The sequence below is a fragment of the Streptosporangium sp. NPDC051022 genome (genome assembly GCF_040683035.1).
Taxonomy (GTDB): Bacteria; Actinomycetota; Actinomycetes; order Streptosporangiales; family Streptosporangiaceae; genus Streptosporangium.
Genome location: NZ_JBFBCF010000005.1, coordinates 288,339 through 306,828, shown reverse-complemented (window position 1 = coordinate 306,828; position 18,490 = coordinate 288,339). Strand labels below are relative to the sequence as shown.

The following is an 18,490-nucleotide window of genomic DNA, read 5'->3' as shown; positions in this document are numbered from 1 at the left end:
GTCTAGCTGTTTGTTAGGTTGGGCGCGTGACGACGCAGCGCAAGACCTCCTCCAACGCGGCCCGCCGCAGCGACGCCTCCAGGCGGGCCATCCTCACCGCGGCGTTCGACCTGGTCAGCGAGGTCGGATACGCCAAACTGAGCATCGAGGGCATCGCCGCGCGGGCCGGCGTCGGCAAGCAGACGATCTACCGATGGTGGCCGTCGAAGGGGGCGGTGCTTTTCGACGCCTTCCTCATGTTCAGCGAGGGGCCGGACGGGGAGGTCGCCCTGCCCGACACCGGCGACCTGGAGGCCGACCTGAAGACGGTCATGCGCGCCACGGTCGCCGAGCTGAACGACCCGCGTTACGACGAGCCGATGCGCGCGCTCACCACCGAGATCGCGCACGACCCCGAGCTGGCCGCCGCCTACGCCGAACAGCTGGACGGCCCCATGAAGCGGATCAAGAAGGAACGGCTGCGTGCCGCCCAGCGGGCCGGCCAGCTGGGCGAGGACCTCGATCTCGACGTGGCCGTCGAGATGCTGTGGGGACCGCTGCTCAACCGCTGGCTGCAACGCGGCGGCCCGCTCACCCCCGAATACGCCGACACCCTCGTCGAGACCGCCCTCAACGGCCTGCGCCCCCGGGGATGACGGCCGGGGCGCGGGCGGCCTCGTCCGGTGTGAGGTCGCGTCGTCCGTGACCACACCTGAATGCGCGCCGGGACATGTGACAACGTGCGGGCTTCACGAATTGACGCACTGAAAAGACATCCTCCTCCGGAGGTCGTCCCTTTTTCGTGAACGTTTCCCCGCCATGCGGAATCGTGCTTTCGTGCGTCGCCATGTCGCCTTATGTTGTGATTCCTGGTAATAGATATCCGTTGACCGGGCGATGCTCGATGACCCACCATCCTCAATGTCCATACAAGGAACGGAGGTTGGAAGCATGCAGAAGATGGCACTTTCCGGAGTCGCGGCGGCCTTTCTGGCCGCATCGGTTCTCGTCGTGGCGCCGCCCTCCGCGGTCGCCGAGAGGGCGCTGTGCTTCGCCGAGGAGGACGGCGCGCACGGTGCCGTCTCCAAGTGCCCGCCGGGGACGTGGATGCACCAGCACAGGGTGGGCCTGAGATGTGAGGTCGGCTCCGACGTCGTCACCCGGTTCGGCCCCTGGGTGGGCGGGACCTCCGAGTCCGCCGCACGCTGCCCGTTCCCCTTCCGCCAGACCTCCTACTGGAACGAGGAACAGCCCGACCACCCCTGACAGGCGAACGCCACCGCCGAGCCCGCTCGGCGGTGGCACCGCCGGGAGCCACCGCCTCGACTGATTCGGTCACAGCCTCAGTGAAGGTCCCGTGTTTTCCGGACGGCCGTTCAGCGGCCCTGATTCATCCGGCGGGCCGACGCCTCAGGTTCGCGATGTAGGCTCGGGGAGTCTTGTAGCCGAGACCTGCGTGGAAACGTCGAGACTCATATCGGAGTTCGATGCATGTCTGATTCCGTGCCCTGGTGGCTGTCACTGCCCGAAGAATTCGCTCTGCTCTCGCACACGAACTCCGGAAAGGTGCACGACTCCGCCCAGACGGCGGTCGGTTGCGCGGCCGCCGAGCTCGGCGAGCTCGCTTTACGCCGGAAGCTGCTTGTCCGGTCTCGAAAGTCGAGGAAATTCGGTTTCGAGGTCTACCGGGATCACGGCGAGATCCAACTGCTCGACACCGGCCCCACCGGTCTGGTCTGGGCCGACGAGCTGATGGCCGAACTGGGGGACCGCTCCGCCTCCGAGCGCGGGCCCGTCACCGTGAAGCGGTGGCTACGGCAACGCGGCCGGAAGGCGTTCACCCTGCACCGGACCGCGCTCACCGCACGCGGAGTGCTACGCCGCCGGAGCGGCGGGCTGCTCGGCCGGGAGCGCCATTACCCCGATACGGCTGTCCGTGACGTGTTGATCGACGAGGTCCGTGCCGCGTACGGCGAGCGGAGACCGTTGGACGAGCACATGCTGTTCCTGTGCGACCTGGTGGAGGGCACCAGGCTGAGCAAGGATTTTCGTCTCACCATGAGTGGACGCCAGCGGTTGGATCGCGCCCGGGGCGCCGGGGCGGCGGGGGCACTGCCCGAAGACCTGCGGGACACCAGTACGACACTCGGCTTTCTGGTGTCCCTGCACGGCCTCGGTGACTAGGAGAGCGGCAGGCGACGGAACAGAACCGGCTGTATCCCCTGACAGTGCTCGGTGCCGATTCGGCCATGGGCCGTTCGTGCGTGGAGCGCGTCGGGATCGCCGGGATCGCCGTTCGGCTCGTGGGCGTGGTCCGGCCGTTCAGGCGTTGTGGCGGTGGTCGAGAAGGGTCAGGCCACCCTGGGTGGGGGTGTGCAGGACATTGCCGTGGTGCCTGCGCGTCGTGATCAGGCCCGCCTCGCGAAGAACGGCGGTGTGCTGGCTGACCGCGGCCGATGAGATGTCCAGGCGACGGGCCAGGGCGCCGGTCGTGACCACACCGTCGGCGATGGCGGTGAGCACCGACGCCCGGGTGCGCCCGAGAAGGTTGGACAGCGCCCGCGTCGACGCGCCGGCCGTCCAGATGTCCGAGGCCTGGCCGAGATCGAGCTGAGCGGGATAGATCAGGGTGCAGTCGGAGGGATTCGTCGAGTCGAATATCAGCATCGGAACCCGCAGGAAGAACGACGGCGCCAGCAGTATCCCGCGCCCGTCAAGGGTGAGGTCGGCACCGGACGCGCTGTGGTTGTGGACGTGGAGGATCGGCGGTGCCCAGTGAATGTCCGGGTGCAACCTGGACAGCAGGCCGTCCACACCGTGGTCGAGCAGGATCGTGCCGCGCCGGGCGCGCTCGCCGTCGAGGTGCGCGCGGATGCCCCTCCAGTGCGGGCCGACGGCGATCCGATGGTAGGCCTCCACCCTGGACAGCACCTCTCGCCGGACGGCGAGGGTGTCGTCGAGCCCGGCCAGCGCGGTCGGCATCCGGCCGTGGCGGTTGACGTAGAAGTCCAGCTCGGCCTGGACGGCGTGCCGACTGCTGGCCAGGAAGTTCTCGGCGCTCTCGGCGAGATCGCTGCCCGGCCCGGCGAGGACGGTCATGTCGAAGCACGGTGTTCGTACGGGCGCGATGGCGGCCAGGACCGCGTAGCCGGGGTCAAGGGCGTCGCGCACGCGACGCCGCCACGCGCCGAACATCGTCTCCTCCGTCCGTCTGCGTAGCGCCCTCAGGCTGAACAGGGTCTCGGCCATGGGGCCCATCGTCGGCGCCACCCGCACCCGCGTCAGATCGGCGGGGGTGAAGTGAATCCTGTGCATTCGCTCTCCCGGGACACGTCGACATCACTGACCGAGCACACCGCCGAGCGGTCACGGAAGGTGCTGAGCAGCGCGATTAAGGCAGGACTTACAAGGCTCGCGGCACGTGATTTCTTCCTGAGACAGTGAACAGGCCGGTTCTCCGGAGAGAAGGGAAGAAAAAGCAAAAACGGCGGCCCGAAATTCCATGTTCCCGTCGCACCGGACGCACCGATCCCGGCAGCTTTCGCTTGACGGGTGACCTGGTGACGGCAGTCCTCGAAGAACGTGATCCACCGACACGGCCCCGTGTGCAGGCCACCGCGGTGAGAGCAGGAAACCGACGCCGGTGCGATGACGTTCCGTGTGTCCACGGCCACCCGAACGGCCCCGAATGCGGCACCTCTGGTGCTCACGTTCATGCGGAAAAACCTCGCACCACCTTTTCACCCCCGCGCGCTGTTTCGTACCGCGCTGCGAAACGGCGCTCTCGTCCCCAAGCGAGATCCCAATCGAGAGAGCAAGAGGAACTCATGAGTAATTCATCAACCATTCGACGTCGGCTGACGATGGTCGCGGCGGCGTTCATGTTGCTGCTCGCCGGCCTGGTGGCGGCCCCCGGCTCCGCGCTGGCCTCCTCCGCCAAGTCGGCGGCGGTGAAGACCCCGAACAGCGCCGCCATGGTCGAGTACGTCAAGTGTGAATCGAACAGCCCGGGTGTGTGGTTCACGCTGTGTGTGTCGTTCGAGGACTACTTCGACACTGACGTGTTCCGCATGACCACCACCGTGCACGGCTCGTCCCCCTACGGGCACTGGGAGTTCTTCGGCCCGCACGGCCACATCGCCGACAGCGCCAACGGATACTTCTCCACGGGCCAGGGCTTCGGCTGGAACCAGTTCATGACCGGTGGCTGGGGCGACAAGTGGTGTGCCCGGTTCTGGGAACTCCGCAACGGCTCCTACATCCAGATAACGCCGAACATCTGCGTCACCAGGTGAAAGCGCGGCGTGAGGGTGCTGTCGGCACCCTCACGCCACACTTGTTTCCCGTGGCAGGCGTTTCCCGCCGATCCCGTCAGCCGAGGGCGCCGGTTTCGATGGCGGCCAGGAGATTGGTCCAGGCGGTGGGGGTGAGGATGAGGGCGGGGCCGGTGCGGTTCTTGGTGTCGCGGAGGGCGTGGCGGTCGCCGGACAGGGGCGCGACCTCGACGCAGTCGCTTCCGTCGTCGCCGGACAGGCTGGACTTGCGCCACCGGGCGGTGGGGAGTTCCCTGGTCAGGTCGTCCATCTGCGCACCATCTCCCTGAGCTCATGATCTGGACTCTGCCGACGATGAAGTTCTCATACTCTCCGTTCCCACGTGAAGGCGGAGCGTCACAGAAATCTGCCTCGCGGCATCAACGTTCTGGAGTGGGGTGGAGGAGAGCTGGAACCGACGACCCGGTCGACCGTGGTTCCGCCCACTCCCGAGTACGTCGACACCCTCATCGGAACCGCCTTCAACGGCCTGCGTCCTTGTCAGCACGTCACCGGCGACGGGTGGTCCGTTCCGGCGGATGGTCAGGGTCGACTCCCGATTTTTGAGCTGAAAAAAGGAGTAGCATGGGAGCGAAGGGAGGCCGTCCTCATGGCTGATGTCAGGTCCAGGAAGTCTCCGGTAGATGTGGCCTGGAAGCGAAAGCATCCGACGCTCTCGGTGCAGCGTGATCATGGGCAGGCCGGTGCGACACGGACTCCTCGCAGAAAAGAGGCCGAGGAGCAAGCGGCGCTGGCTCTGTTCGATCAAGCACAGCGGCTGTACGGAGTGGCTGCGAGCACTCATGAGACCGAAACCCGTGACACGGTCAGGGAGGTCGTCCAGGATCTGCTGGCCCACGCCGAGCCGGTGCGGGCGACGATCGCTTCGAAGATTCTCGGTGTTGACGAGAAGACGGTCCGTGCGTGGGTGAAGGAGGGACTCCTCACCTCGGTCAAGGGGAAGCCTCGGCTGATGCTCGACGCCGACCGTCTGTACGAGGTGGCGACGGTTGTCAGGGATCTGCGCCGGGCCGGTCGTACGCGCAACCTCGCCGAGCTGCTCTGGCACCATCTGCAGGATCAGGAGCTCCTGGAAGACGACCGGCTGGCTGATGGGCTTCGGCAGATGAAGCAGGGCGAGGGCCGCCCATGGCGAGAGATCAAGGCGGAATGGGGTTCCAAGAACTCGGAGACGGCCGCCGGTGAGGCTTGATGTCTATCTTTCGGTTCTCGCGGAGAAGCAGGCCGAGACCCTGCGCGGAGCGGACCTGAAGTCGTTCGTCGCCTTCGTCGGAGATCTGGAAGCGCGAGGTTGCGCGGCCCTCGGATATCGGCTCACCGGGGAGATTCCGGTGAATCGGCTGTGCGTCAAACATCTGAGAGGCGCCATGCGCGCGGTGGTCGCGTTCGAGGAACCGCGACGTGCGTGGATTCTGATGGTCGGGCCGCACGGTGAGCGCAGCCGGACGCATGACGTCTACGCCTCGCTGTGGGGAGTGTGCGGGCTGGACGCACCACCGGTGGGCGAACGCACCAAGCCCGCCTGCTGTGACCGTGACGGCGCGGACCCGAACCTGCCCGAAATCGAGGAACTGGTGGCTCGCTGCCGTGATCTGGCCAAACGGGCTCGGCGGCGTAAACGCGCGAACTGACTTCCGCACCGGACGGCAGTCGTGCACTGGGCGGAACGGGCGTTGTCTGTTCTGTGGGCTTGATCTCCGGCGAGGCGTAGATCTGCGGGGGCAGGCCAAACGCCGGCCGAAGGCAGCGGATACTGTGCCGAACAGCCAGGGGTGAGCGATGCCCTTCGGGCTCGGCTGGCCAGGACGAGGTTTAGCCACGACTGGAGACAGAAGGCTCGGTCTCCGGTCGGTGGAGGACACAGACCAGAGGGCACCACCTTCAGGCTTGTTTCGGGAGGCAGCGCGCAGCGTCTCGTGAAACTGGCCCGGATGCGAGACTGGGCCCGTCTCCAAAGCCGTGCGTCACAGCCGGAGCGGCGCGTATGCGAGACCGCGGCGGCGCGTGCAGCGGCTGTGGTCCGGTTTCGAGACGGGCGAGGCGATGGATTATCACGCTGCCGGTTCTGGATGCCTGGCCCGCGTCCTGAGTGAGCCGCTGCCGACAATCGTCGTCATATCGGACGATCTGCCCCTTCGGTCAGGATCTCTTCATGGCGTTCGGCGAGATCTCCGACGCCCGAGTTCATGGTGCCGATGAACGGCAGGCGGCGGCGCCTTGCCGGTGTGGTCGGGTCTGTTGCCCGTTTCCTGGGAGCGACGGTTTCCGTGTCGTCCTCCATAGGTCTCCCGTGAGCTGGAGAGGGTCTTCCGGAGGGGGCGAGCCCTCCGGAAGACCCCGGAAGGCTCGCGGTGGAGGTGATGGGGTCAGTCGAGGGTGTTGGTTTTGAGGGTGGTGATGAGGTTGGTCCAGGCGGTGGGGGTGAGGATGAGGGTGGGGCCGGTGCGGTCCTTGGTGTCGCGGAGGGCGTGGTGTCCGCCGGGCAGGGCCGCGACCTCGACGCAGTCGCTTCCGTCGTGACCGGACAGGCTGGACTTGCGCCACCGGGCGGTGGGGAGTTCCCTGGTCAGGTCGTCCATCTGCGCATCGTCTCCTTGATCAGGTTGAGCGACTCATGCCGGGACAGGGCGTCGGTCCGGATCGCGGCGCGTCGGAACGATGGATCTCCGGCGTGTCGCGCCGGGCGCTGAGGCGATCTCCACGTGCTGGCCGGATCTTCCCGACCCGACGGGCCAAAGCATGCTTTCAGTCTGACAGGCGAGGCTGGAACATCAAGAAGGCTGATTTCATGGCTGTCCATCCCGTTTTTGGGTCATTGGGACTTGCCGGGCCACCTTGGACTTCTTCCCCGTTCGAGCTTGATCGACGCGGAATCGTTTATGCCGTCTTTTCTGGGGATTTATAATTCGAAGTGGTTTCTCGTTGAGGTGGCCTAACGATTTGATGAGGTGTTCGACCATCGCTTTGCAGTACGCTAACTTCGCCGGAAAGTGATGAGGAGGACTGTTTCCTCAGTGTTTGAGTATCACCGCGAAGTCGGGGGCAGGGCAAAGATGGGCCCTTGTCGGGAAAAAGCTTGCCCCGGGTCGCATGCAGAGCAGTGGCGATACCCGGGGCCCACATGAGTCATCGTAACTCACTCCCGGTCACAGCGGGGGGTGCACGATGAACGCCAACGAGGCCAAGCGGATCGCGGACGTGATTTCCCGGCCCCGCCTGGGTCCCTACTCCGCGGCCTCAGGTGGCGACCTCGGAGCGACACTGCGGCTGTACGTGTGGAACCTTGAGGTGAGTTGTGCTTTCGCGGGGGCTCTCCAGTATTTGGAGGTCGTGCTGCGCAACGCCGTGGACGACCGGCTCGCCACGCAGCACGGGCGGCGCGACTGGTGGGACGAGCCCCGCCTGAGCCTCGACGACTATGCGCCTGGACGGCAGCCTGCCACCGCGGATCTGAGAGGAGAACGACAGCGAGCGGTGCCCTGACCCGTGCTCTTCGTGATCGTGAGGTTGAGCGGGCCCGGTGAGCGATGCGTCGCCGCGTCCGACCGGCGCACACCGCCGACGAGGGGGAAACCGTCCCCACGCTGCCGGTCCTGGAACGCCTGGCGCGTGCCCTGGATGCTGATCTCGAAGTCCGCCTGACACCCCGGACCTCCGCCGCCTGACCGTGCCCGGCCGTCATGTCGCTCGGCAGCCCCCCGGGGGATGTCCCGGAGGGCTGCTCGGTGAAACGTGGGAACGTCGGCGGCGTCAGTCGAGGGTGCCGGTTTCGATGGCGGTCAGGAGGTTGGTCCAGGCGGTGGGGGTGAGGATGAGGGTGGGGCCGGTGCGGTCCTTGGTGTCGCGGAGGGCGTGGTGTCCGCCGGACAGGGCCGCGATCTCGACGCAGTTGCTTCCGTCGTGACCGGACAGGCTGGACTTGCGCCACCGGGCGGTGGGGAGTTCCCTGGTCAGGTCGTCCATCTGCGCATCGTCTCCTTGATCAGGTTGAGTGATTCGTGCCGGGACAGGGCGTCGGCACGGATCGCGTCGTACAGGAACGCCAGGTTCTTCATGTCGGTGGCCCGGTCCGTGACGCGGTCGTCCAGGCTCTGCGAGTCGATGTAGGCCACCGGGTGGGTCTCCCTCGTCAGGTCCGCGAGGGTGAAGCTGCCCAACAAGCCAAGCACGTTCCGCGCCGCGTACGGAAGGATCTGCAGGGATATGCGTAGCTCCTCCCCGGCGTCGAGGAGGCGCTCGCACTGGCCCCGCATCACGTCGGGCTCGGCGACGGGACGATACAGCACGCCCTCGTCGATGACGATCCAGAGCATCGGCGGCATCCGCCGCTTCAGGATCCCCTGCCGCTCCATCCGGGCCACGACCTTGTCCTCGACCTGCTCGGCGGTGGCGCCCGGCTTGCGGCTCAGGACGGCCCGCGCGTAGTCCTCGGTCTGCAGCAGGCCAGGCACGAGCAGCGCTTCCCAGATGCGCAGGGAGTCCGCCTCGCGCTCGAACTCCAGCCAGGGGCGGAACCAGCGGGGAAGCTGGGCCTCGGCGCGGTTGAGGCGGTCGAGCAGGCCGGCGAGCGTCGTGCCGAGGTCGAGGGCCTCGTCCACCTTGCGTGCCAGGGCCAGTGTCGGCGAACGGTGGCCGTTCTCCAGCATGCTGAGCTGGCTGACCGACAGGTGGAGCGTCGCGCTGAGTTTCCGCTGGCTGAATCCGGCGGCAAGTCGGAATTTGCGTAGTTCTGTCCCGAATCTAATGCGCGGTGAAATGTAGGGATCGATGACTTGTGTCGGTTCTGTCGTTGCTTCCTGTTCCATTTCCTGGGGTTCCGGGGGGACGGTCATCTGCCGGGCTCCTCTCGGTGTCGCGGGCCGGTCTGAGGTCATTGTCAGCGGAGCCCTGGCTGCTCGGGGCCGTGTTCACAGAAGTGTGAACGGATTGCGGACCCGATTCCCAGCGCGGTGAACCCGGGGACTTGCGACCTTATGAGGGCCGCGAGAGAAAGCGCGGCGGCGTCTCGGCGCCAATGGCGTGATCGATACGGAAAGCCGCTCTGTTCGGCCGAGGGAGGCAACCCATGAACCCGGAGACGTTCGGCGAGATCTGTTTTCCCGGTACCCCGGAAAGCGTTTCGCAGGCGCGTGGCAAAGTCCGAGAATGGCTGGGGAGGGATCATCCCGCCTACGAGAGCGCGCGACTGGCCGTGTCGGAGTTGGTGACCAACGCCGTACGGCACGCCGGAAGCGGACCGGAGGGTGGGGGCGGGCCGTACGGAGGATCCGGGACTGTCGGTGGTTCCGGGGCCGGTGCGCTGGTTCTGCGGTTGACGGCGCGCGGTGACGCGTTGCGCATCGAGGTCGTCGATCCGGGGTGGAGCACGGGAGAGCCCCGGGTGCTTCGGGCGGATCCGACGCGTGAACCGGTGGAGAGCGGCCGGGGACTGGCGATCGTCAGCGCGCTCTCCGGCGGGAACTGGGGATACCGCTCGCACGGGCCAGGGCTCGGGCGGACGGTGTGGTGCGAGATCCCCGCCGATCCACCGCTTTCGGGCGATCTCCCGGAGGAGCTCCAGGGGGACCTTCCGGGAGATTTTCTGGGAGACCTTTCGGAGAAGCTCGCCGGAGATTCCCCGGAGAACCTCACCGGAGACCTTTCGAACACCTTCGCCCGTCCCGCCCGCCCCGCTCACTCCGTCTGGTCCGAGTACGGCGGGCTCTCGACCCGGGTGTGGTGGCAGCCGCCCCGGCCGGAGTGAAGGCCGTTCTGAACCACCCCGGCGGGAAACAGCGGCACCCCGGTCGTCCCCGCGAACCGGCATGTGCCGGCGCTCCCCTTCCCCCATCGGAGCGCCCCGCCGGGGCTCAGGATTGTTTCCGAGTTCGGACCTTCAATGGAGTGAAGGGTAGGGATTCAGTGCTCGGAGAACGATGGCGAGGAGAGGAATGACCAGGGCGAGGAACTGCGCCGCGGCCAAGGCCCTGAAGTGGCGGCGCCACGCCCAGACGGCACTCGCCAGTATGATCACGGCCACGCCCCCGAACGCCCAGAAGGTCACCACTGTTCGGAAGTCCATCTCGGCGACCCATTCGGCGTAGCTCGGATCCCCGCCCGTGCACCACACGTTCGCCCCGTCGCACAACTCGCCCCGCAGGTACGCGCCCATCGTGATCTGGCCTGCCAGCAGCAGAAGCAGCATGTCGGCGGCGAGAGCACCCAGGAGCGGTGCTCCTCGTCGGACGATTCCGATGACGATGTCCACGCCTTGAGCGTAGGGACGCGCCACAGCCGAGATCCCGATGATCGTAGAAAAGGGGGCGAACCTCCATCGGATCTCCACAAACGGAGTACCCCTTCGCGGTTTCTTCGCAATGTGCGCCGCTTCCGGCGGCCACGGTTACGACTTCAACGCGCCGCTGTGGGACATGGACGCCCTGAGCCCGCGCACGGCTCCGTGCGGACCGGGCACGCCGTGTCCCCGTGTCCCCGTGTCCCGTCTCGTCGAAGGCGGTGCGTGGCAGACTCGACCCGCCCGTTCCCGAGCCGCTTCGGAGGATCATCGTGCGCCATGTCGAGCCCCAGGTCCGTCTCATCGCCCGCCCCCGCCTGGACTACGACGAGATCGCCGCCTACCTCGCCGAGGTCGGTGGAGACAGGTGGCTGGAGCGGGTGGACCGCGGGGAGCCGGACGACGCGCAGAACCTGGCGGAGTTCGCCGGTCGCATCTGCTACCGCTCCTGGGAGCCGGGCCTGAACCCGAACGTGACCCGGATCCGCACCGACCAGGAGGAGTACCTGCGCAACATCCTGGCCAGCGCCCACGGCTCGGTTCTGGAGCACGTCACTTTCTCCTTCGCGCTGCACAACGTCAGCCGGGTCGCCACCCACGAACTGGTACGGCACCGCGCCGGTGCCGCGGTCTCCCAGGAGTCGCTGCGCTTCGTGCGTCTGGACGACCTGCCGTTCTGGTTCCCCGACTGGGCGCGTGAGGACCCCGAGCTGATGCGGCGCGCCACCTCCCTGCTGGAGCAGATGGAGCAGTTCCAGCACTGGATGGCCGGGCGCTTCGACCTCGACGCGGAGGGCGTGCCCTTCGCCGAGAAGAAGGCCAAGACCTCCTTCATGCGACGTTTCGCCCCCGAGGGCGTCGCGACCGGCCTGGTGTGGACGGCCAACGTCCGCACCCTGCGTCACGTCATCGAGAACCGGACGGCACCCGGGGCCGAAGAGGAGATCCGCCTGCTGTTCGGCAAGGTCGCGGAACTGATGGTCAAGGAGGCCCCGGCCCTGTTCGGCGACTACACCGTCCAGGACGGCGCCTGGATCCCCGGCTGGCGCAAGGTCTGATCCGCGCCGCGTCGTCCGCCGTGCCGCTGCCGTACCGCCTCCACCGAGACGCGCCACCTGCGCGTTCGCCGCTCCCGCGGGGCATCGATGGTCGACTGTCGCATCGACCTGGTTGGATCTTCCGCATGACGGACTGGTCGAGCCTCAGCCACGCCTACGGCTCCGCGGAAGACATCCCCTCCCTGCTGGACAGGATCGAGACGGACCCGAGCGACGAGGACTGGAGCGGTCTGCGATCGGCCCTGTGCCACCAGGGCACCGTCTACTCGGCCAGTTTCGCGGCCCTGCCCAGGCTGACGGCGATCGCCGTCAGCGGTGCCCCGGACGCGCAGCTGCACGTGCTGTTCCTGGCAGGCGCGATCATGGCGGGAGCCGACCAGCCCCACGGGGCCGGCGAGGTCCGCGCGACGTACGCGGCTGAGATCGCAGAACTGCTACGGATGGCGAACGGGCACCTGCGGACGCTGCGTAACCGCACCGGTTACCTCTATCTGCTTGAGGCCGTCCTGGGACTCGAGGGCGTCCCCGTGTGGTCCGAAGAGCTGGCGTGGGAGCTCGACAGCGGGGAGTACGAGGTTTCCTGCCCAGACTGCGAGACCGATCTGTTCATCGTCATCGGCGACCACGGATGTTTTTCCACCGCCGGTGACCACGCCCTGGAGGACGACGTCGAGAAGGCCCCCTTGCGTCCCACCGCCCCCGGAGACCTGTACGGCATCGGCCGACGTCTGCACGACATCGCCCTGGCCGACGGCCACCCGGACATCGCCACCGCGATGACCTACCTCTTCGGGAACGCGCGCTGCACGGACTGCGGAGCGGACTTCCTCGTGGCCGACCGCGTGGGCGACGTCTGAGGACACCCGAGGGCGACTCCGGGCCTGAGGACACCTGAGAGCGACTGGGTCTGAGAGCGACTGCGGGCGACTGTGGGCCTGAGGGGGACTGCGGGCGACCGAGGACGCTGCCACGGGCGACCCCGCTCAGCGGGTTCCGCGTGCGCCACGTTCACTTGCGCAAGCCCTTGCTGTCCGACCTTGTCCGCGCGTGTCCAGGGGTGTCCGAAGTCCTTGGCTCGGCATGGTGGACGGCGTGACGGCACCCGCATGGTGATCTCACGCCTCATCGGAGGCGCCGGACCTCCTCCCGGAGGTACGGAGATCACCTCGGTTCGTCCCAAGGAGTCTTCATGCGTCTTCGAGGTCTCATCGCCCTCTGCGCCACGGCGGTCGCCACGCTGCTCGCGCCCACCGTGACGAACGCGGCACACGCCGACGTCCCGGCATCGGCCGCGCGCTGTTTCAGCGGAGGGGGACGCAGATCGCGTAGAGCTCGATGTAGGCACTCTCGTCCGAGGCGTTCTGCACGACGAAGTTCCACGAGTCCTCGGGGCCCGGGGTGTCGCTCACGCGGCGGGGAGAACTGACGGGAAACGTCACCGGCTGCTCCGGTTGGTAGGTGCCGAGAAAGGCGTGTCCACCGCTGATGACCCGCTGGCCCTCTTTGCACAGAACGTTGGTGGACAGGATTTCCTGCCCCGCCAGCGTGTGGACTTTCTTCATCACGGTCACCTCCGGTTCGTCGATCCTGTCCGCCACGGCTATCCCGCCCAGCGCGAGCGCCGCGCCCACCGGAACCCCGGCTGTGAACAGCGCGATCTTCTGACCCCGGCCTTTGATGAATCCCATGAAACCCCCGTTGACGTGTTCATCGATCACGCTATGTCGGTGAGCGGATCAGCGGGCATGAGGGAGCCGAAGTTATTCCGTAGGGTTTGGTCCGAAAAGAAATCCCGGGGCGGGCCGGAAATCGGCGAGACGATGTGAGAAAAAGAATCGACGGATTTCACCGGGGTCGTTCCGGCGTCCCGGGTGGCGGCCGGGCGGAAACGGGACGCGGGGAAAGGTCAGGAGGTTTGACGCAGAGTCGTGGCGGTGTCCTGGAGGGCGTCCAGGAGGGGGATGAGGAGGGGGTGGCGTTCGGCGCCCCGGCGCACGGCGGCGAAGACGCGGCGCTCGGGGCCCGCGACCTGACGGATCACCACGCCGGACAGGTCCATGCCGCGCAGGACCAGGCGCGGCACCATCGCCACCCCGGCCCCGGCCGAGGCCAGCGCGACCACGGCGCTGAAGTTGTCGGAGGAGTGGGCGAAGGCGGGAGTGAAGCCCGCGTGCTCGCAGGCCAGGGCGATCACGTCGTGGCAGGGGTTGCCCGGGTACGGGCCGATCCACGTCTCCCCGGCCAGATCCGCCACGGTGACCTCGCCGCCCGCCAGGGCGTGGTCGCGGGGGAGGACCACGTCGAATGGCTCCGAGTACAGCGGGATGCGGGACAGCCTGCGGTCGTCCTCGGCGGGGGCGCCGCGGTACTCGACCGCCACGGCGACGTCCACCACGCCGTCTAGGACCATGGTGAGGCTCTGGTCTCCCTCGGCGTCCAGGACGCGCACCTGGATGCCCGGCTCCTTGGCCGCGAGCCTCTCCACGGCGGGGGCGACGACCAGCCCGATCGCGGTGGCGAAGGAGGCCGTCTTCACCTCGCCCGCCGTGCCCGTCGTGTAGGCGGCGATGTCGGCCTCGGCCCGCTCCAGCTGGGCGAGCACCTCGTTGGCGTGGCCGAGCAGGATCCGTCCCACGGAGGTCAGCCGGACGCCCCGGCCGTCGCGTTCCAGCAGGCGATGGCCGACCTCGTGTTCCAGGGCGACGAGCTGCTGGGAGACGGCCGAGGGCGTGAGGTGAAGAGCGGCGGCGGCGGCGGTGACCGTCCGGTGGTCGGCCACCGCGCGCAGGGTCCTGAGTCGCCGCGTGTCTATCACCTGTCCATTTTGCCCGGATTATTTCCGGGCCGCCATGAACCGGGATTATTTCCCGGCTGCGACGAACGCGCCCGCGGTGACGGCCCGGTGTCCACTCCCGCGGCGGCCTGCCGAATCACGCCCGCGCCTGCTCCGGCAAACGGTGCTGTGTGCCTCTGGACGGTCGCGTATAACTGCAGTAATCTCAACGCAACGCGCACGAAATATGCGCATTGCGCACAAGAGGTGGAGATGGAAACTGCGACCCACGCAGCTCAAGGGTTGTTGGACGGCTGTCTCGTCGTGGAAGTCGGCGACGGTGTCGCGGTGGCGGCCTGTGGCGGGCTGCTCGCACAGCTCGGCGCCGACGTCGTACTCGTCGAACCATCACGGCTGAGCGCGGACCACAAATGGAGCGACCGTCCGGTAACCGCCGCGGGCAAACGCAGCGTCGTGATCGATCAGGCCGTGCCCGGAGACCGAGAGCTGTTCCAGGCGCTGGTCGCCAGGGCCGACGTCGTCCTGCTCTCCAGCGACCTGGCCGATGAGGATCGCGCGCTGTGGGAGTCCGCCCGGCCCGCCGGGCAGGTCGTGTGCGACATCACGGCCTTCGGCCACGATGGCCCGCTCGCCGGGGCACCGGGATCGGAGGCGTTCGTCGAGGTCGTCTCGGCCGTCGCCGAAACCACCGGGCGGCGCGACGGGCCGCCACTCCTGCTCGGCGCGCCGCTGCTGGAGATGGAGTCCGCCGTGTACGCCGCCTCGGCGATCATCGCCGCGCTCCGTGTCCGGCGTCGGCACGGCTTCGGCCAGCGCGTCGACATCGCGCTCTACGACGTGGCGGTGAACGCCCTGGCCACCTTCCTCCCGCTGGCGTTCACCGGCCGGGTCGCCACCCGCAACGGCAATCGCCACCCGACGCTGGCGCCGTGGAACTCCTACCGAGCCCTCGACGGGTGGGTGCTGATCTGCGCGCCGACCAACGAGCAGTGGACGCGGCTGTGCGACGCGATGGACCGTCCCGAGGTGGTTCGTGACGCGCGGTTCGCGACGCCGAGCAGCCGGATGGACCACACCGACGAGATCGACGACGTGGTCGGTGCCTGGACCGCCCGGCAGTCGGTGGCGGAGTGCGTCGAAACGCTCACCCGGCATGTGATCCCCAGCGGTCCCGTGGTACCCGTCGGCGAACTCGCCGACGAACCCAACCTGCGGCATCGGGGCATGGTGCGTTCCGCGATCGACCCCGAATCCGGGCGTCGCGTGTCACTGCCGGGCTGTCCGATCCGGTGGCACGGGACGGTGCCCGTCACCCCGATCCCGGCCGGAGACGTGGACCGGGCGGTCAGGCCGATCCCGGCCAGGGACGCGGACCGGGCCGTGGTCGGTGCCCTTGTCGCCTCTCGGCCGCCCGTCACGACGGAGGTGACCGGCGATCGCGTGTCCCGGGCGCGACCGCTTGAGGGAATCCGGGTGGTGGAGATCGGCATGAACACCGTCGGTCCCCTCGCCGGTCGCCAGCTCGGAGCGCTCGGCGCCGACGTGATCAAGGTGGAGCCCCCGCGAGGAGATTCCAACCGGCACAACGCCCCCCTGCGCTCCGACGGGGAGTCCTACATCTTCGCCCTGCTCAACACCGACAAGCGTGGGCTCGTCCTCGATCTGCGCCAAGAGACGGACCGGCGGGTGCTCTGGGACGTGCTGGGCTCGGCCGACGTGCTCATCGAGAATCTCAAGCCGGGTTCCTTGCTGCGCCTGGGTTTCGGGCCTGCAGAGGTTCGGGCGGTTCTGCCGCACCTCGTCTACTGCTCGATAAACGGCTTCGGCCACGACACGGTGTACCCCGAGCGGCCGGCCCTGGACACCGTCGTGCAGGCGATGTCCGGGGTGATGAGCGCGACGACGGCCGACGGCGTTCCCACGAAGGCGGGCATCTCCGTCTCCGACCAGCTCGGCGGACTGTTCGGCCTGCTGGCTGTGCTGGCCGCGCTCGAACACCGGGACAGGCACGGCGGGCTCGGTGTGACCTTCGACCTCGCCATGCAGGACGGGTCGGCGTGGGCGACCCACCGGCTCTGGAACGGCGGCGCCGAGCCCGCCCGGATCCCGCCGCCGGTGGACGGTCCGGCAGGCGACGAGGGCGGCGGCCGTACGTCGGTGTCGTCGGTGTCGACGGTGAACGACGTCCTTGCCCACCCCCAGACCTCGGCGCGTGGCCTGATCCTCGACCGGCCGACCGCCGACGGCGGCTCCTGGACGGTTCTCGGCTCTCCGATGCGCCTGCTGTCCACTCCCGCCGTCGTGTCCACCGCCATGCCCCGGCTCGGTGTGCTGGATCCCGGGCTCGCCGCCGAATTCCCCCTGGTGGCGGCGGGCGACGGCCGGGCGCGCGAATCCGGCGCTCCGGCGCTCCAGGGACAAGGGAGTCCTGATCATGCCTGACCTCGACCGCCTCTCAGCGTTGAAGGACACCGTCGCCATCGTCGGCGTCGGCGAGACGGACTATCCCGGCGACTACGCCCGCGCCCGTCGAGGTGAGCGGTACCAGGACGCCTACGGCTACGCCGCGACCGCCTTCCGTCGCGCCCTCGACGACTCCGGCCTCTCTCGCCAGGACATCGACGGCCTCGTCGCGGGTCCGGCCGTCGCCGGTGAACGCCTCGGCGAGGTGCTCGGCATGGACGTGCGCTGGGCCGACCAGGCCGACGCCGTCCAGGCGGTGCTCAAGGCCGCGATGGCGATCCACTCCGGTGTCGCCGAATGCGTCGCCCTGGTCTACGGCAACGACCAGCGCACCGCCGCCACCGCGTACGGCGGCCGCAACGCCATGGGCGGCGAGCGTCACCTGGCCTACACCTACTACGCGCCGTGGGGTCTCACCTCGCAGGGAGCGCTGTACGCGCTGCTCACCAACCGCTACCTGGCCCTCACCGGCCTGAGCGAGCGCGAGCTCGGCGAGGTCGCCGTCGCCCAGCGCGCCTTCGCCCGGCTGAATCCCAACGCCGTCATGCGGCGGCCGCTGAGCGTCGAGGAGTACCTGGCCGGACGGTACATCTGCGAACCGCTGCGGCTCTTCGACTACTGCCTCGTCAACGACGGAGGCGTGGCACTGATCGTCACGACCGCCGAACGCGCCCGTCGCCTGAAGCGGCCGGCGGTGCTGCTGCACGGCATCGGGCGCAGCGACCACAACCGTGAGGCGACGAGCCTGCGCCCGAGGCTTGAGGACTTCTACCGCCCGGCGCAACGACAGGCGGCCGAGCAGGTCTACGCGATGGCCGGCGCCGGTCCCTCCGACGTGGACGTTCTGCAGGTCTACGACAGCTTCAGCGTCCACGTCCCGCTGGCGCTGGAGGGCTTCGGGTTCTGCGCCGAGGGTGAGGTCGGCAGGCTGCTGAGCTCCGGTGACCTCGGGCCGGGTGGGCGGCTGCCGGTGAACACCTCCGGCGGTCATCTGTCCGGCAGCTACATGCAGGGCTGGGGACACCAGGTCGAGTGCGTGCGTCAGCTCCGAGGACAGGCCGGCGAACGGCAGGTCCGCGACGCGGGGATCGCCCAGTACGTCTCCGACGTCGCCGGCAAGGTGACCTCGCTGATCTACCGGAAGGCAGGCGCATGACCGTCCCGCACCGTCCCGCACCGCAGCGGGGCGTCTTCGACGAACCCTACTGGCATCACGTGGCGGCGGGGGAGTTGCGGCTGCAGCGCTGCTCCGGATGCGGCGCCTTCCGCTACCCGCCGGGCCCGGTCTGCCCGGAATGCCTCGCGGAGGAGCACGACTGGGCCGCGCTGTCCGGAACCGGATCGCTGCTGGCCTGGACGGTGTTCCACCGCCGGTACTTCCCCGAGATCCCGGTGCCCTACGTCGTCGCCGCGATCCGCACGCCCGAGGGCCCGATCCTCATCGGCAACGTCGTCGGGACACGGGACTCCCGTCTCTCGCACGGCATGCCGATGCGAGCCGTCTACGAGGACGTCGACACAACCGACGGCCCACTGCGCATCTGCCAGTGGACCTGCCTGGACGACCCATCACATTTCGAGGAGTGAA

Annotated in this window: 22 protein-coding genes; 13 read left to right on the top strand and 9 right to left on the bottom strand. The window is 68.2% G+C overall.

All coding sequences use genetic code 11. The features are described from left to right. Window positions 1-26 precede the first annotated feature (26 nt). The 3 genes from AB0N02_RS12580 to AB0N02_RS12570 all read left to right on the top strand — a co-directional run bounded on the left by AB0N02_RS12580 (window position 27) and on the right by AB0N02_RS12570 (window position 2,163). Window positions 27-635: a TetR/AcrR family transcriptional regulator gene (locus tag AB0N02_RS12580; RefSeq protein ID WP_363945307.1), complete on the top strand. Its 609-nt coding sequence runs from the start codon at window positions 27-29 to the stop codon at window positions 633-635. Window positions 636-939: 304 nt separating this feature from the next. Continuing rightward, the gene (locus AB0N02_RS12575; RefSeq protein ID WP_363945305.1) at window positions 940-1,245 is read left to right on the top strand and encodes a hypothetical protein; all 306 of its coding nucleotides are present in this window, start codon (window positions 940-942) and stop codon (window positions 1,243-1,245) included. Between the two features lie 225 nt (window positions 1,246-1,470). Then, a complete protein-coding gene (locus AB0N02_RS12570; RefSeq protein ID WP_363945303.1) occupies window positions 1,471-2,163 on the top strand; it encodes a GPP34 family phosphoprotein in 693 nt (230 codons plus the stop codon). A 138-nt stretch (window positions 2,164-2,301) separates the two neighbouring features. Here the strand turns inward: AB0N02_RS12570 and AB0N02_RS12565 are convergent, their stop codons facing one another. Beyond that, window positions 2,302-3,294 carry a winged helix-turn-helix domain-containing protein gene (locus AB0N02_RS12565; RefSeq protein ID WP_363945301.1) on the bottom strand — a complete coding sequence of 331 codons (993 nt, stop codon included), beginning with the start codon at window positions 3,292-3,294 and terminating at the stop codon, window positions 2,302-2,304. Window positions 3,295-3,806: 512 nt separating this feature from the next. On the opposite strand from AB0N02_RS12565, the gene AB0N02_RS12560 reads away from it, so the two are divergent. Continuing rightward, complete coding sequence (locus AB0N02_RS12560; RefSeq protein ID WP_363945299.1) at window positions 3,807-4,274, top strand: hypothetical protein; 468 nt, start codon at window positions 3,807-3,809, stop codon at window positions 4,272-4,274. Between the two features lie 76 nt (window positions 4,275-4,350). Here AB0N02_RS12560 and AB0N02_RS12555 read toward each other — a convergent pair whose 3' ends face one another. Continuing rightward, entirely contained in the window at window positions 4,351-4,563 is a 213-nt protein-coding gene (locus AB0N02_RS12555; RefSeq protein ID WP_363945298.1) for a DUF397 domain-containing protein, read from the bottom strand. A gap of 72 nt (window positions 4,564-4,635) precedes the next feature. Here AB0N02_RS12555 and AB0N02_RS12550 point away from each other — a divergent pair, with 72 nt between their 5' ends. Both AB0N02_RS12550 and AB0N02_RS12545 read left to right on the top strand, forming a co-directional pair. Then, window positions 4,636-5,505 carry a hypothetical protein gene (locus tag AB0N02_RS12550; RefSeq protein WP_363945296.1) on the top strand — a complete coding sequence of 290 codons (870 nt, stop codon included), beginning with the start codon at window positions 4,636-4,638 and terminating at the stop codon, window positions 5,503-5,505. Beyond that, complete coding sequence (locus AB0N02_RS12545; RefSeq protein ID WP_363945294.1) at window positions 5,495-5,944, top strand: hypothetical protein; 450 nt, start codon at window positions 5,495-5,497, stop codon at window positions 5,942-5,944. Before AB0N02_RS12550 ends, AB0N02_RS12545 begins: the two co-directional genes overlap by 11 nt. 482 nt (window positions 5,945-6,426) lie before the next feature. Here AB0N02_RS12545 and AB0N02_RS12540 read toward each other — a convergent pair whose 3' ends face one another. Beyond that, window positions 6,427-6,594 carry a hypothetical protein gene (locus tag AB0N02_RS12540; protein WP_363945293.1) on the bottom strand — a complete coding sequence of 56 codons (168 nt, stop codon included), beginning with the start codon at window positions 6,592-6,594 and terminating at the stop codon, window positions 6,427-6,429. Window positions 6,595-6,679: 85 nt separating this feature from the next. Continuing rightward, a complete protein-coding gene (locus tag AB0N02_RS12535) occupies window positions 6,680-6,892 on the bottom strand; it encodes a DUF397 domain-containing protein (RefSeq protein ID WP_363945291.1) in 213 nt (70 codons plus the stop codon). A gap of 586 nt (window positions 6,893-7,478) precedes the next feature. On the opposite strand from AB0N02_RS12535, the gene AB0N02_RS12530 reads away from it, so the two are divergent. After that, window positions 7,479-7,796 carry a hypothetical protein gene (locus tag AB0N02_RS12530; protein WP_363945289.1) on the top strand — a complete coding sequence of 106 codons (318 nt, stop codon included), beginning with the start codon at window positions 7,479-7,481 and terminating at the stop codon, window positions 7,794-7,796. Window positions 7,797-8,063: 267 nt separating this feature from the next. Here AB0N02_RS12530 and AB0N02_RS12525 read toward each other — a convergent pair whose 3' ends face one another. Both AB0N02_RS12525 and AB0N02_RS12520 read right to left on the bottom strand, forming a co-directional pair. Next, on the bottom strand, window positions 8,064-8,276 hold the full coding sequence (locus AB0N02_RS12525; protein WP_363945287.1) for a DUF397 domain-containing protein: 213 nt from the start codon (window positions 8,274-8,276) through the stop codon (window positions 8,064-8,066). Further along, window positions 8,264-9,118: a helix-turn-helix transcriptional regulator gene (locus AB0N02_RS12520; protein ID WP_363945421.1), complete on the bottom strand. Its 855-nt coding sequence runs from the start codon at window positions 9,116-9,118 to the stop codon at window positions 8,264-8,266. Before AB0N02_RS12520 ends, AB0N02_RS12525 begins: the two co-directional genes overlap by 13 nt. 260 nt (window positions 9,119-9,378) lie before the next feature. On the opposite strand from AB0N02_RS12520, the gene AB0N02_RS12515 reads away from it, so the two are divergent. Beyond that, window positions 9,379-10,056: an ATP-binding protein gene (locus tag AB0N02_RS12515; RefSeq protein WP_363945285.1), complete on the top strand. Its 678-nt coding sequence runs from the start codon at window positions 9,379-9,381 to the stop codon at window positions 10,054-10,056. Window positions 10,057-10,188: 132 nt separating this feature from the next. On the opposite strand, the gene AB0N02_RS12510 is transcribed toward AB0N02_RS12515, so the two are convergent. Next, on the bottom strand, window positions 10,189-10,560 hold the full coding sequence (locus tag AB0N02_RS12510) for a hypothetical protein (RefSeq protein ID WP_363945284.1): 372 nt from the start codon (window positions 10,558-10,560) through the stop codon (window positions 10,189-10,191). Window positions 10,561-10,859: 299 nt separating this feature from the next. On the opposite strand from AB0N02_RS12510, the gene thyX reads away from it, so the two are divergent. Together thyX and AB0N02_RS12500 are read left to right on the top strand one after the other, a co-directional pair. After that, window positions 10,860-11,645: an FAD-dependent thymidylate synthase gene (gene thyX / locus AB0N02_RS12505; RefSeq protein WP_363945283.1), complete on the top strand. Its 786-nt coding sequence runs from the start codon at window positions 10,860-10,862 to the stop codon at window positions 11,643-11,645. 125 nt (window positions 11,646-11,770) lie between these two features. Beyond that, window positions 11,771-12,502 carry a hypothetical protein gene (locus tag AB0N02_RS12500; RefSeq protein WP_363945281.1) on the top strand — a complete coding sequence of 244 codons (732 nt, stop codon included), beginning with the start codon at window positions 11,771-11,773 and terminating at the stop codon, window positions 12,500-12,502. A gap of 444 nt (window positions 12,503-12,946) precedes the next feature. Here AB0N02_RS12500 and AB0N02_RS12495 read toward each other — a convergent pair whose 3' ends face one another. Both AB0N02_RS12495 and AB0N02_RS12490 read right to left on the bottom strand, forming a co-directional pair. Continuing rightward, window positions 12,947-13,333, bottom strand: coding sequence for a hypothetical protein (locus tag AB0N02_RS12495; protein ID WP_363945280.1), 387 nt, complete (start codon window positions 13,331-13,333; stop codon window positions 12,947-12,949). 218 nt (window positions 13,334-13,551) lie between these two features. Continuing rightward, window positions 13,552-14,460 carry a LysR family transcriptional regulator gene (locus tag AB0N02_RS12490; RefSeq protein ID WP_363945278.1) on the bottom strand — a complete coding sequence of 303 codons (909 nt, stop codon included), beginning with the start codon at window positions 14,458-14,460 and terminating at the stop codon, window positions 13,552-13,554. 231 nt (window positions 14,461-14,691) lie between these two features. On the opposite strand from AB0N02_RS12490, the gene AB0N02_RS12485 reads away from it, so the two are divergent. The 3 genes from AB0N02_RS12485 to AB0N02_RS12475 are packed head-to-tail and all read left to right on the top strand — an operon-like array spanning window position 14,692 to window position 18,489. Next, a complete protein-coding gene (locus tag AB0N02_RS12485; RefSeq protein WP_363945277.1) occupies window positions 14,692-16,881 on the top strand; it encodes a CoA transferase in 2,190 nt (729 codons plus the stop codon). Next, the gene (locus AB0N02_RS12480) at window positions 16,874-18,058 is read left to right on the top strand and encodes a thiolase family protein (RefSeq protein ID WP_363945275.1); all 1,185 of its coding nucleotides are present in this window, start codon (window positions 16,874-16,876) and stop codon (window positions 18,056-18,058) included. The genes AB0N02_RS12485 and AB0N02_RS12480 overlap by 8 nt, the downstream gene beginning before the upstream one ends. Continuing rightward, entirely contained in the window at window positions 18,055-18,489 is a 435-nt protein-coding gene (locus AB0N02_RS12475; RefSeq protein WP_363945273.1) for an OB-fold domain-containing protein, read from the top strand. Before AB0N02_RS12480 ends, AB0N02_RS12475 begins: the two co-directional genes overlap by 4 nt. Window position 18,490: the final 1 nt, after the last annotated feature.